Here is a 13,712-nt window from a genome sequence, read left to right on the forward strand (position 1 = left end):
ACCTGGCGGTTGGCCACGATATCGAGCGCAAACACCCGGGTATACACTTCTGTGCTTTCCCCTTTTTCGTGGCCCATCAGCCCCTGCAACACCTTCAGCGGCGTGCCCTGATAGAGCATATGCATCGCGTAGCTGTGCCGAAAAACATGCGGGGTCACCGGCACGCTAAAATGAATGCCCTCGCTGTTGGCCTGCCGTTCGGCCTTGGTGAGCCAGTTGCGCACCGTGCGATCGGTGGTTTGCCAAATCGGTAAGGGCGTACGTTCACCCGTTTGTGCGTCGATCTCAAACTGTTCTTTGGTACTGGCAAACAGCCGACGCAGCTCGTCGACAACGTGCGGATCGGTCAGGGGGATCAGCCGATTGGCCGATTTCCCTTTGGCAGGACGGCCGGGGCCACTGCGTCGTTGTTTGGCGGTACGCAGAATGATATGGGGCATCTCCACGGTGAGCCGGATGTCTCGCCGCTTGAGCGAAAGGGCTTCATTGATCCGGGCACCGGTGTTCCACAGCAAATTAATGAGCGCATGCTGTGGCCAGTCAGGCAGATAGTGAAGCAGGGCAGCCACTTCCGGGGCCAGCAGATAGCGCGGCAGTTCATCGTAAACCAGCGCCATTTTGCGCAGCGCCAGGGCATGCTGATAATCCCGCGTGTCCAGCAACGGGGTTTCTTGGCCAGTCGGTGTGCCGGTGGTGGCCAGTCCTCCCCGGTAACCGGCGCGCTGCATCATGGCCAGAACGGATCGCGCAGCCAATGGATCACCAGCTGACGGTGTTGGCTATCCACGACACGGGCCGCCTCCAGCAGGTCAAACCCCTCATCATTGCCGGTCCACAACGACAGGAAGAACAGGGCCACCTGCCGTTCGCCGCGGCTCATGAACGCCAGTGCCGACCGCAACGCATTTTCATCACATCGTCGTGTAGCAAAGTCCCAATAACCGGAAATCTGCGGATAGTCGGTCAACAGCACGGCAAACCGTGCCTGCTCAGGGGTGAGATCCTGTCCCATGGTGTCTTTCTCCTCGCGTCATCTCGCTGATTTTGATTGGTAGCGCTACGTAAAATCTGCCCATCTACGCCCCACGTCGACGTTCAGATTTCACGTAGCGCAATCTTGTCCTAAAACGCGTACTTTTTAGCCTCTGGCGATGTTCATGCGCGCTGCTGCTTAAAATTATCGCCCAACCGGGGTCCGGCTGCACGCAAAGTAATTCGTCGTGAGGATCCTTATGGATCCTTTTACTGCTTCCGACTTAAGGAATAATACCATATTTCGGAATCATATTAATCGTAAAGCGTGAGGGGTGTGAACCGGATCAGGCGGGGTAAACCACCACATGCAGTGGCTCTATCAGGGGGTGAACTCCTACATGTGGGGTTTGGTGGGGCGGGGTGCCGATTTGCCGAAAAATGCAGACATCGGAAAGGGTGATCTTCGCCAGGGCGAAAGAGATCACAGCAACATCACATGTCAACACAACGGATCTCAGCATCACGTATTCGGGGATAATCAATAAATCATATCTTATGTTCTTAATTGTGTACCGGCGATAGCTTACAGCCGCTTTACAGCCATAATGGCATTTACGTACATCATAAAACCCCCCTTATCGGTTTGTTGCAGCCCAAACAAAAAGGTATGGGTAACGTTTATGGCTTCAGGGCCTTATCTACGCACAGTTCGACACTAATAATAACATCGTATTGTAGTCAGTAGCACACACAAGGATTATATGTTCTACTGTTAATAGATGCTATCAATGATGAAAAGAAGCTTGGAATGGTTAACCCCTCGAATGACCGGTTGAAGGCATGTGCCTACGGGTGATTGCCGCCCTTTTGTTTGCTATGCTGCTACCTGCGATAACCGTTGTTGTTGGTCATAAAAATAGAGAAAAGTGCACCAGGAACTTCTAGACATCTGTCAGGGTCTAGATTCACTTATATAACAATCCTCCATATTAAGAGAGAGTATTAAAATGCTAAAAAAGTCATTTGCTATTTCATGTTTATTCACGGTAGCAGCAGAATGTATCGCAGGTGAAAAAAATTTATACGCCATTAACACCGGCTCATTTGTTTATCATTTGCAAAATAATAATGGACAATACACGGAGAACTTTGATAACAAATTTTTATCCGTAGAACGAAGATTTCCTGATGATCAAAGATACAGCCTTTTAGCTGGAACAATGAAAAACAGTTTCAATGACCGCTGCATAGCACTGGGTCTGAGGAGAGACTGGATGTCTAATGATTCCGGTTGGGTTTTTAAAGGTGTTTACGGATATGTAGGTGAGTTCTTTTTTGATGCGTTCAGTCAATGTGGTAATGACGGTTCATATAATAAATTCAAAGATGCGACCGGCATTGGTTTTTCTCCCTATATCTATCACGCCGTTCAATACAATTTGACCAGTTACTTTGGCATTGAAAGTGGTATTATTTTTCCTTCAATATTTGCCATTGGTGCACAATGGAGCTTTAGGTAAATTCATAAAGCCACTTTAATTTATAAGACTGGCATTATTACAACTCATACTAAATATACAAAAACCACCCAACGGTGGTTTTGAACAGTTAACTATAATTTTAAAATGGAGGGATGTCACAATTGCACAGGGACCCCCCCTCACCGATTTTGCATAAAATCCCACACAAGCATGGGACATCTAAATTCCCATTCTCATCTACACATGTCTCGGCATTAGCTGAACTCACAAAAAGCATAGACAGTAGAAAAATAAAAGTTATGGTATTTATCTTCATGACCTTATCCTTTACAATTTATAGATACTTGAAATTAAAGTATAGATTATTATGATAAATAATCCATTATTAACTCACTTTTAAGAAAACGACAAACTCCTTTCTAGACCGTAGTTAACAATATGAATGTGAATTTGAACTAACTTTTAGAATGAGATCGTAGATAATTGGCATCATATAGACCATAAAAATAAGATAAAAATGACAGAACGGGCTCCTCCCATTAAACCACCAGAATAATATAACCAACCCTATTTAGTTACATTAAATGTAAAGTTTAGATATTAAAACCTTGCTTGGTGTAACTATATTCAGTTCACTTATCTGCATTCCATGGTGATAGTGTTGGTTCCTCGAGGACACACCTCATGATTAGGATTTGGCATGGGTATCCAGGTCCAAGAACAACCTGAAAGTGATATGCACGCTGCAATTATTAATGTTTTCATGATATTACCTGAAATTATTCATTCAACAAACTATTATAATGCGATACACCTCAACCACACAGAAACAGACGCTAATCTATATAGCAATAACCATTATAAATCTGATATGAACATCTGACAATGGCTGTTTATCCACCGGAGAAAACGGGGTGACTAGATACTCCGGTGATTATCAAGTGCAAAAGGGTAGTTTATATTCTGGTCAGGGCTGATTATCACAAAACCCTGCAACTGAGGATAAGCCACACAAAAAGTTTTAATTTTCCCTGTTTTATTAAAGTCTCTCTTATCATCGCACATCAGAGACCTCGGTGATAAACACCAAGTGTCGTCAAATCGCAGACTCACTATCTCACATCCTTATAAATTTACTTTATCGACACTGCAAGAAAATAGTTTTGTATAAAAATGGTCATTTGATAAAAAATAAAATATTATTGTCGCCATGAGCGGAATATTTGTTATCATTACCTCGGCGCTGTAATAACGGAAGGGGCGATAGCCAATTGAAAACAATAGAACCCCGATTTTTTATTGACCTTCATCGTTACTTCAGATGCATACACTAGTAATTTCACTATTCATTTTTATATTAAAGGCATGGCATTATGAAATTGAAAAAAATCGTCATTATTCTCCTCGCAGTAATCTTTACGTTACTGATTATCTCCCTTGGGGCAATTTTTGCAGTAACTTTATATCATGTTTAGAGATTATACGCTCTCCAGAGAGTGAGGTTATAACACATCATCTATAATCAGTATCTAAAGGCAGAATTGATTTCTGCCAGTCTATATATCTACTAACAATTTTAATGATAATTAAAAGCCTTTGCGTATACAATAGCGAGGAAACAATGCATCCAAGCCTCCTTTTTGAAACCATATCAGCAGTTCCGTATTCCGCCTAATTTGTAATTTTTCCATGGCATTGATTTTATGTCCACTCACAGTTTTGACATGAATATTAAACAAAGAAGCAATTCGCGTTGGCGACATACCATTATGAAGACAGCGCAAAATATGAGTTTCGATTAGCGATAACTTGGGAATTTTACATTGACTGCGCAGCGTATTTAAAAACAACCGTCGCATATCTTGTTCTTTAATAACTTGTAGTATCCGTTCAACCACGATTAACGCGGGTTCGTTACGATAAATAATGCCACTCTCCAACGCACATGAGCGTAATGTACATCGTTTTATTTTGTCACGAATAGTGAAATAGAAAGTGTTTTTTTTGTACTCCATACAATAGTGCGGTGAAGGCAACGCATCGACAGCGACTAACACCACATTAGGCTCCTGTTGCATCCTAGCAGACGGCATCAACACGTAGGAACGCAGTGCCGCGTTCAACAAAGTGACAATACCCAATTTGTAATAATGATTGGCGTCATGTACAACGATCATGGTGATTTGCCTTATCTCTATTGTCCAGTCAACTCTGAATCATATTTTCCAGATAACACGAGGTAAAAGACCTAGTCTCCTGGACATCAAGGTAAATGATATTGATTTCAGATCCGTTCTAATGCTATTCAATCGTACGTAGCTTCCCCTCATAAATTATATCTATTTTTACAAAATACGGCCCATTTTGGGAAGCCATTTTAATCATCACCAATCATTATGAAATATAAATTTTAAATACGAGCAGGACAGGAATTTTCGCGATTTAAAATATCGCTCAACCTTTAATTGCAGAGTGTGCACCCTGACATCATCAGCGACGAAGCAGGAATTATTCATACTGAGCCATTTATCATTAAGTATTTATTCATTATTTTAAAATATCACCTGATAAAAACTGGAAAAAAAATGAAAGTAGTCTATCGAAATAAGCGACATGCAGCCCAAAAGCTCACTTACTTTTGCCGGTCGGTGTTTTACAAAAAACCGCCCATATTGTTTGATACCCTAGTCATAAATTAACAAGCTTGACCAGCCTACCGTTGATTAACAAGCAACATGAAGGCACCCCCATGAAGAGGCTGCTTGCAAAGCCATGCTGAATAAGGAGGCGCTTCAGGGCGCTGAGGCGAAAGTACTAACGACAGACCTGAAGCGGGAAGCGGTGGTAGTGATGTGTGACGCGACGAGTCTGTCGCAACGTCACGCCTGCAGGTTGGCTGGTTTGTCGCTGTCAACATGCCGTTATGAGGCGCAATGCCCGGCAGTTGATACACGTTTATCTGGACGCATCACTGAACTGGCACTTGAACACAAACGTTTTGGCTACCGGCGCATATGGCAGCTTCTGCGGCGTGAAGGACTTCACGTTAATCAGAACGGTAGCACGCCTGCTGCGTGAGCTCGTCTGCTGCGCAGCCGAAGTCCTTTCCACCGTTATCGCCGTATTTTATACTCTGCGTCATGTACATACCGCGACCCGCAAAGCTGTTGTTCCAGCACAATGAGGGCTGGGAGCGCTTCCTCGAGAAAGACGGTCACCAGCTCAGCGACCGGACCAAGCTCTCCGTCGAACGCATGTTCGCCTGTGGGACTCGCGCCATGGGGGTACGTCACTACTGCTGTAGTTCCGCTGTGCGCTACACACCTACGGGCGCCAGCTCAATCAGCACCCGCACATCCACGTATCCATTACGCGCGGCGGTCTCGATATCAAACATGGCCTCTGGCGCGACCTATTTTTCAAAAAACAGCAGGTCATAGCTGGCGCGGTGCCGTCATCCGTCTGCTCCGCGCCAGCTATGACCGCGTTAATCCTGCCACCCTGCCGGGGCATGGCCACATCCGCGATGAGAAGCAGTGGAAACGCTACCTGCAGGCGCAATATCAGCGGCACTGGAAAGTTCACTTCGCCAAAAAGACCCACGGTGGCGCTGTATTCACCAGTACTACAACCACAAAACCCAGCAGCATAAACGCCAGAGCTGACCCAGGAGGAGATGCAGTGGCGTTACGTCAGCCATATCCCGGCACGACACTTTAAAATGGTGCGTTATTACGGTTTCCTGGCTAACCGCAAACGTGGCACGCTACTGCCGAAGGTCTACGACGCGCTGGAGATGACGGTACGGGAAAAACCGAAGCAACCCGGGTACGCGGTACTGATGAAGGGCTTTCTGGGCACTGACCCGTATCAGTGCATCCTGTGCAAAAGTCCACTGCGTTTTGCCGGCGCTCTGGCGGGCAAGCATGCCACAAAAATGCTCTCTGACAAGCTGCATCGTACGGCAAAAACGATGGCTTCAGACCCCGTAGCTGGATAAGTGCGCCTGAAAAGCAGGTTGGGGATTAAAAACACAGCAAAACATGAATTTTTAAGCGTAATCGCTCGCTAAGCCACGCCATCTGGGAGTGTACAACGCTACGATCTATGGTTAGGGCTCTCAAAAATGGTCGATTCAATCCCCTAACCATGAACAAAATGACAAAGACTGGTATGCCTGAAAGTGTGCTATCGCCTGACTGGCAGCGACCTGCTACGGGGATGCTTATTCCAAATCTAATTTATTCAACAAAGCCTATAATAGCTCACACCAGAAAGTAAAATAAGCCAAGAGCAAATCGAAGCGATATAAAATATCGAACACAAGGCGCGCAAACCAATATATCAGATCAACATGCTTATGTTTTCTCTAATGGATAAAAAAGGTCTTTAACTTACGAAGTTACCTTATAATATAGAGAGGTGCACTCGAAACTCACACCTTAGGAGAATTTCAGCATGATTACTGTTTTCGATGAAAATCAATACTATAAATTAGGATTGAAAGATTTATTGGACACTTACATCTCGCCAGATAATCCCTTTATAAAAACTTTACCTGGAGGTCGAAAAAGCATTGTATTAGTTTCGACTGACAACACCGCCCCCTCTCCACGCTTTTGCATTGATGAACGTTTTATCTGCAATAGCAGCGATACCCTTTACTTTTCAATCCGAGATAAAAAAACACGCCACCAGGGGCTTTCCTGCACTAGAGAAAGCGGCGTCATATATCGAAACAGCTCTAATGAGCAAACACTCTCACTGATCATGCAGGCGATGCACGAAAAAAAAAGAAATAAGAATAAGTGTTATAGATGTTTCCCATTAGCATTATCTGCTCAGGAAAAAAACCTACTACAGCTCCTTTATAACGGTTTATCAATGAAAACTATATCATCAATATTGAATATTGACAGAAGAAAATTAAACCTGTATAAAAAAAAAGCTATGAGGAAGTTGAGTTTCTCGACCAATACAGAGTTGGCTTATTGGCTGAGAAATGACGTCATTTTTAATCTACCTGACCTACGGTAGAACCACATAACGTATTTACTTTTTCACAACCACACCCTAAATATACCCATGGAGATTAGCTCATGCTTTACTTGTTGCTCGCAGCATTCTTGTTCCTTTTCTCTTTGTTTTGCTTTTTTAAGCATTTTAAAATCAAAAAAAATTCCATACTATCTACCAAAAATAGCGCTCAACGGCATAAATAATAAGTTAAGTACTTAAGTCTCTATGAATCTCCCTTTATAGGGATATATTTCATTCTAATATCGAACATGGAGCATTAACCCGTTAAGAACAGTAAGTATCATGTTTTTGGATTTAAGTAACCCCCAAAAATTTAATGACTAATGAGGAATTATTTTGAGAGTTTTAATAACAGGAAGCAGCGGCAATCTGGGAAAAGCACTTTCAATACGATGTAAAGAGAAAGGATATCATGTCATCGGTTTGGATAAAAAACCCTCCAAAGAGACCAGTGTTGTATGCAATATAATTGATAAAAAAGAGATTCATCGCTGCATGGAAGGGGTCGACATTGTTTTCCACACGGCAACATTGCATAAACCACATATTGTCACCCATACATACCGTGATTTTATTGAAACCAACACAATTGGAACACATAACTTATTAGAAAGTGCCGCAGCAAATAATATAAAAACGTTCATTTTTTCCAGTACGACAAGCATTTACGGTGACATGCTTGCACCCGATCAAGGACGTCCTTCGAGTTGGATAGATGAAAACACACACATTAAAAGTAAAAATATTTATGGGTCAACAAAACTAGGCTCTGAAGAGCTTTGTCGTGTGTTTTCTCGTAATCATGGACTTAATTGCATTGTCCTACGTCTATCTCGTTTCTTTTATGAGGATGACGATAATCCAGAGATTAGAAATAACTACAGTGCAGATAATGCAAAAGTGAATGAACTACTTTACCGTCGTGTCGATATTGATGATGCCGTTAATGCGCATCTCTCAGCGGCGTTAGATTACACGCCAGCACAGGGCTTTGATCGTTTTGTGATCAGCGCAACCTCCCCTTTCACTAAAGAACATTGTCATTTACTTAATCAAAATGCTGACTGTGTTATCCAGACATTATACCCACACTATCAGGATATCTATAACCAACTCGGCTGGAAAATGTTTCCGAGAATCGATCGGGTCTATGTCAATGACAAAGCCCGGCGTTTATTGAATTGGCAACCAAAATACACCTTCGAACATGCACTTGACAGCCTGTCGCATCATCGCCCATTCCGCAGCCCATTGGCTGAAAAAATCGGCTGGCGTCGATACCACGACCAAATATTTGAAGATGCACCTTATCCGGTATGACAAGTGATAGACATAAGCCTAACCATCAACGTGATTTTCGAAGGAGTATTATGTTACGTTCAAACAAAAGTGCCCTGATACAACAACTGTCACTCATACGACATGCGGAAGGCGGTTATTACAATGAAACCTATCGCAGTCGTGAGAACTTGAAAACATCTCGTGAGCACAATGGTGGCCTGAGACACCTTTCAACCTGTATTTTTTATATGCTGACTGATGACAGCCCGATCGGTTACTTTCATAAAAACCTTTCGCCCATACTGCATTTTTATCATGGAGGAGGTGCGCTGACTTACCGTTTTATTCATCCTGATGGAAAAACTGAAGAACACATTCTTGGGCCTGACATAAAAAATGGCCATAAGCTGCAGCTTGTCGCCCCAGGGAACGTTTGGAAATCCACCGAACTTAAGGGCGGAGCCTCATTTGGTCTTGTCAGTGAAGTCGTGTTCCCCGGATGGGAGGTATACGATTCACAAATTGCAAACTATGCCGACCTGATTTTGTGCTACCCGCAGCATGCAAAGTGGATCACAAAATACAGCTACGGGGAGCGTGCATGAAAAAATTTGCCGTCATTACCGGAGCATCGAGAGGAATAGGTAAAGCAATCACCGAAGATTTTATTAAAAAAGCGGTGTTTGATGTCATGGCTATAGTCAGAACGCCCTCCCTCGCTGAACACCTGAGAGAAGAATGGACGATGTTAAACCCAGCCTGTCGCCTTGTCATCAAAGTCGTTGATTTTTCTGACACCGACGCAGTGCAGACGTTATGCCACGATTTGGGCAAGAACAAAAACTTGGCGGTCCTGATCAACAACGCGGGCATCTTTATGCCAGGCACAACAGACATCGAATACCAAAACTTACTGGATATGACTGAAGTTAACTTTTTCGCTCCTTTTTTACTCACTCAAGCGGTTAGCCATGCCATGCAGAAAAATAAACAAGGATACATTATCAATATAGCGAGTAATGCGGCTCGAAGAGTCATCTCTGGGATTGGTGCATACAGCGCTTCCAAACATGCGCTCCTGGGGCTCTCGGGTTCGTTGATGCTTGAACTTCTTCCTCATAATATCAAGGTCACTAATATTAACCCAGGGTTCACCAATACGGATATGACTCGCCATTTCCCTAACTTGGCAGATGATGAAAAAATTCAACCCCAAGACATTGTCAATTGCATTAGCTTTTTACTCTCCTTATCTCCAGGTGCCATTATACCTAACATAGACGTGGAGTGTGCAAGGTTTCCTTAGCGGGACTGCCACACAAATACCTTAAGGTCGGATGAAGCAAGGAAAAATAGGGGACCATTTATTTTGTCGCAGGGAAATGATCCAGGTAACAGAATAAATAATCTCCGCAGTGCCCTTTTGCCCGTGTTTGGGTTTGTCCGACCAATTCAGTGGCACTGACACATTTACTGCTTCTATCTGGGTATAGCCTGATGGCTGACATTTGTCGAATACAGTATGCATGCGCAAACCGCCCCCCCCTTTCCTGCCAGGCAAAGAAAGTTGTCAAATCGCTTTAGGTGCATAGCCGGTCCCCGTTAAGCCGGCGTAGCCGGTTTGTATCGGGGCCTTGCCATTAACCTGGGTTAATGGCAGGAGGCGATGATGTGGATCTTGAAGCACCGTGTTTTTTTGCTGATTTATCTTTCCTACTTCAGTGCGTGATAACGCCGGTTTTTACCGGCATATCACCTTTTTTTAAAAAGGTCGTTTGTTCATGAGTTAGCCTCGAAATTAACCGAGAAAAAAAGAAAGAAAACGAAGTTAACTGCATAAAAATCCTCTGGCTACGGGTTCGATGGGCGAGCCCCAAGAGGACAGAGCAAAAATCCAGGGAGATGGAGGAAGCAGTAACGACAGTGCAGGCAAATTGCAGGAAGAACCCAACGGCATCACCACCGTTAGGTGGTGATGCCAACAATGTTATAGGTTACAGGACAGTACTTTCAGACTTCCCCGGGGAGATTATCCAGCAGGACTTGGAACCAGACTTCCCCCGACATACCGGGATACCTCTGCCGGAACCTGCGCTCCAGCGGCAGATATACCGCTGCAGGCTGGGTATTACGCCAACGATGATAACGCCCCTCAGCCGTTGGCGGAGCTTCACGTGGATTCTCCTGTTGCTTCTTCTGGATCGCCGCAACCAGTCGCGCCTTCTCGGCCAACAGGGCAACATCCTCCCCTACAACGGCCCGCCGAATAGTCCGCAACAGAAGTTTCAAGGAATGATGATTATCCAACTGCGCCACGTTACTGTTGGCGATCCGCAGAACATGCCGCGCATAAAGAGTATGCCGGGTCTCACGCAATCCCTTTCGCTCCAGCCAACGACGAAATGCCGTCACCGTGTCTCTGAGGGCCGCCAGGGATATGCCCATCCCATCGAAAAAGGCGGGGCGGACCCAGATACGCATGGCCTTGTATTGCCGAGTCTCTGGATCAAAGCCGCGAAGGATGATGATCAGACCGGCCCGCTCCCAATCCCTCAGCGCCTTGAGTACCGGATCATATGTTTTTCGTTGGTCCGCTCCCTGATGGAGCTGTCCTGTCAGGCGAGCCAACTGCTCCACACCACACATGACCTCAAACAGGTATTCGTTGTCGGGGTTGTAATCACAATAGGCCAATACGGCCATGGCAAGCGCATCAAAGGTCTCCCGACGCTCAGAACGTACCGCCAGTCGCTGCCCATTTCGTTGGCGCAGCGCCACGATGAATCGGTTACGATTCCAGTCATGCTTTGCCAGCACGGCGCAAAAACGCCGCGCCGCGACACTGCGGGGCACGGTACCGCAAAATTGGGGTTGGTGATGTCGATGAACCTTACGCGCGGCACGTGGGGTGTCAGCCAAAAAGGCAGGGCATACTTCAGTCACTCTTTCCAGACTTATGGCGGAAATATCTATTTGCGTTGACAAAGCCAAAAATGTATACTTTCACACAAAATAGAGGTGTGTTTGCAAAGCCCTCTATTTGGGGATCCCCTGATATTATCGTCATTCCGCCAAGTTTGCGCGTTGATATCAGGGGATTTCTTTTTTTGTCACAATCGGTTGTCTAACAATTTTGCTGCAATCTACCGGCCTATAACTTCTTTGCTGGCGACGTCTCTACCATATAGGCATCATCAATGCGCAGGGTATACACAACCGTGGCATTCGGTGGCACCTTAGGGGGGTAGCCTTTTTCGCCATAGGCCAGTGCCGGAGGAACTACCATCGTCAGCGCACCATGATTTTTAAGCTCTTTAATCGCCGCTTGGAAGAGCGGAGGAAAATCTTGCAATGGCTGAGACAACACCCGATCGCTCGTCTCCATATCCTGTACAACAGTGCCATCCGTCAGGGATTCCTTAACGACCACAGATACCACGGCACCTTCCGCAATGGGCGCATCACCTAGATAATCAATACGGTACCAGAACCCCTGTGGTGATTCTTTCACCCCGGTCTGGCGTTTAAACTCGGCAAGGTATTTGTCACCTGCCTCCTGTTGGCGTTTCATGACCGAGGCGCGAGCGTTATTGAGTGCCGCATCCGCAGAAGCCTGTGCCCACGACAACGCCTCCGGTGTCAACCTAAGCGAGCCAGTCACCCCGTCCATAATACCTGCCAGCAAGGCCTGTTCGTTCACCGTGACACCCCAGCCTCGATGTTCATCCTGCAAAGACTGGATGTCCCGTGACAACGTTACACCGGCGGCATAGGACTGCCGGTTAATGTCATCATCCAACCGAACCGCGGGCTCTTGCCCTTGGCCCGATGACGGTGTTTTATGCTCGGCCCGGTTCTTTACCAACTCCGCCTGGCTGACATCGAGTGCTGACTGCACTTTGTCGGCACGGGCAGTCACATGACCGAGTTCTTTACGCAGGGCGGTATCGCTATCTCTCCCTTGTTTGATCAACGCCTGAGCCGCTGCCAGATCGGATTTCCAGGTGGATTGCTCTTGTTGCAGGGAAGCCAGTTGCTTTTGCAGTGCGTCACGGCGTTCATCTACCGCCAGCAGTGCCTTGTTGGCGGCGTCGTGCTGCTGTCGATACGACGCCAATTGTTGTTGCAACGACTGATTCTGATGCCTAGCCTCGCGCAATGCCTCGTCGGCGGCAATCTCTCGCGCTCGAGCCCGGGCAACCAGCTCCTTGGCCTGTTGCTCACTCAGTGTCACCCCGACAGCCTGGCGCACCCCCTGTACCAGGTTCCGTAATCCGGCCAGGTCAGGCAAATCTGGCGGCACGGTCGTGGGAGGTGTCACCTGTGGCTTGGAGACAGGCACCGTTTTCGCCTTCAACACCGCCGCATCGCGCTCCACGGTTAACCGAGCCACCTGCTGCTCCAGTGCCACAATCTTGTCGTGCTGCTGTTGCTGGAGACGATGATCTCTTTGGCGGTCTTCTCTCGCAGACAAAGTAGTAGTCGGAGCAGGCGATTTTTTTTTCTGCGTAGGCGACGTTGCCGTCGGCGAGGCTGGCTGTGGAGACTCGTTATATTTTTCAGCGAACTGTAGCAACCCCGGAATACCGTTGTCGTCCGTCGGGTTGGCCGCCCCTACTCCAGGCAGCACGGTCAGCAGCATCAGCCACCAGGGAGCGGGCCAACGACGGTTAGCCCTGTTTACTTCTCTCGCCGGTGTGTTCATTTGGTGGCCGCTTCCCGCTCACCGCGCTCAGCCAGGTTGGTGAGCACGGACTGATTGATCGCGGCGCAGAGCAAATTGACCCGGAAGCGGTACATGGCATCCACGGTATCTTGGGTGACGCCATCAACCCGGCCGCGGACGGTGGCATATTGCGCCGCACCGCTCATCAACCGGTCAAACTCAGCACGCTGCTTGTCGTACTGTTCCCGATTAACGGTTTTTTGCGCTTC

At 46.4% G+C, this 13,712-nt stretch carries 13 protein-coding genes and 2 pseudogenes; 9 read left to right on the forward strand and 6 right to left on the reverse strand.

All coding sequences use genetic code 11. The features are described from left to right. Positions 1 to 755 (reverse strand): tyrosine-type recombinase/integrase (locus A6U95_RS18435; RefSeq protein WP_241810683.1); only part of this gene is annotated, 755 nt, incomplete at its 3' end. Next, complete coding sequence (locus A6U95_RS18440; protein WP_065685522.1) at positions 728 to 1,012, reverse strand: hypothetical protein; 285 nt, start codon at positions 1,010 to 1,012, stop codon at positions 728 to 730. The genes A6U95_RS18440 and A6U95_RS18435, both read right to left, overlap by 28 nt. A gap of 970 nt (positions 1,013 to 1,982) precedes the next feature. Here A6U95_RS18440 and A6U95_RS18450 point away from each other — a divergent pair. Further along, a complete protein-coding gene (locus A6U95_RS18450) occupies positions 1,983 to 2,495 on the forward strand; it encodes a hypothetical protein (protein ID WP_065685524.1) in 513 nt (170 codons plus the stop codon). A 1,547-nt stretch (positions 2,496 to 4,042) separates the two neighbouring features. Here the strand turns inward: A6U95_RS18450 and A6U95_RS18460 are convergent. Then, entirely contained in the window at positions 4,043 to 4,633 is a 591-nt protein-coding gene (locus A6U95_RS18460) for a LuxR family transcriptional regulator (RefSeq protein ID WP_065685526.1), read from the reverse strand. A gap of 572 nt (positions 4,634 to 5,205) precedes the next feature. On the opposite strand from A6U95_RS18460, the pseudogene A6U95_RS29960 reads away from it, so the two are divergent. The 8 genes and pseudogenes from A6U95_RS29960 to A6U95_RS18495 form a co-directional block, all read left to right on the forward strand. Then, a pseudogene (locus tag A6U95_RS29960) lies at positions 5,206 to 5,507 on the forward strand (IS3 family transposase); the annotation flags it as partial. Beyond that, positions 5,440 to 5,640 (forward strand): hypothetical protein, encoded by a 201-nt coding sequence (locus A6U95_RS31260; RefSeq protein ID WP_179253344.1) that lies wholly within the window; start codon positions 5,440 to 5,442, stop codon positions 5,638 to 5,640. The pseudogene A6U95_RS29960 and the gene A6U95_RS31260, both read left to right, overlap by 68 nt. A 171-nt stretch (positions 5,641 to 5,811) precedes the next feature. Then, positions 5,812 to 6,108, forward strand: a complete 297-nt coding sequence (locus tag A6U95_RS31545) for a hypothetical protein (RefSeq protein ID WP_343227217.1) — start codon at positions 5,812 to 5,814, stop codon at positions 6,106 to 6,108. Positions 6,109 to 6,132: 24 nt separating this feature from the next. After that, positions 6,133 to 6,456 (forward strand): transposase, encoded by a 324-nt coding sequence (locus A6U95_RS31550; protein WP_065685528.1) that lies wholly within the window; start codon positions 6,133 to 6,135, stop codon positions 6,454 to 6,456. A gap of 458 nt (positions 6,457 to 6,914) precedes the next feature. Beyond that, on the forward strand, positions 6,915 to 7,493 hold the full coding sequence (locus A6U95_RS18480) for a helix-turn-helix transcriptional regulator (RefSeq protein WP_065685529.1): 579 nt from the start codon (positions 6,915 to 6,917) through the stop codon (positions 7,491 to 7,493). 339 nt (positions 7,494 to 7,832) lie between these two features. Then, on the forward strand, positions 7,833 to 8,816 hold the full coding sequence (locus A6U95_RS18485) for an NAD(P)-dependent oxidoreductase (protein WP_065685530.1): 984 nt from the start codon (positions 7,833 to 7,835) through the stop codon (positions 8,814 to 8,816). 50 nt (positions 8,817 to 8,866) lie between these two features. Continuing rightward, positions 8,867 to 9,382 (forward strand): cupin domain-containing protein, encoded by a 516-nt coding sequence (locus A6U95_RS18490; protein ID WP_065685531.1) that lies wholly within the window; start codon positions 8,867 to 8,869, stop codon positions 9,380 to 9,382. Next, complete coding sequence (locus A6U95_RS18495) at positions 9,379 to 10,083, forward strand: SDR family oxidoreductase (RefSeq protein ID WP_065685532.1); 705 nt, start codon at positions 9,379 to 9,381, stop codon at positions 10,081 to 10,083. Before A6U95_RS18490 ends, A6U95_RS18495 begins: the two co-directional genes overlap by 4 nt. A gap of 704 nt (positions 10,084 to 10,787) precedes the next feature. Here the strand turns inward: A6U95_RS18495 and A6U95_RS18500 are convergent. The 3 genes and pseudogenes from A6U95_RS18500 to A6U95_RS31105 form a co-directional block, all read right to left on the reverse strand. Then, positions 10,788 to 11,594, reverse strand: coding sequence for a hypothetical protein (locus A6U95_RS18500; RefSeq protein ID WP_241810684.1), 807 nt, complete (start codon positions 11,592 to 11,594; stop codon positions 10,788 to 10,790). 334 nt (positions 11,595 to 11,928) lie between these two features. Next, the gene (locus tag A6U95_RS18505; RefSeq protein WP_081050722.1) at positions 11,929 to 13,482 is read right to left on the reverse strand and encodes an FKBP-type peptidyl-prolyl cis-trans isomerase N-terminal domain-containing protein; all 1,554 of its coding nucleotides are present in this window, start codon (positions 13,480 to 13,482) and stop codon (positions 11,929 to 11,931) included. After that, positions 13,479 to 13,712, reverse strand: a pseudogene (locus A6U95_RS31105) (hypothetical protein); the annotation flags it as partial. The gene A6U95_RS18505 and the pseudogene A6U95_RS31105, both read right to left, overlap by 4 nt.

Source organism: Serratia sp. 14-2641, assembly GCF_001692375.1.
GTDB lineage: Bacteria > Pseudomonadota > Gammaproteobacteria > Enterobacterales > Enterobacteriaceae > Chania > Chania fonticola_C.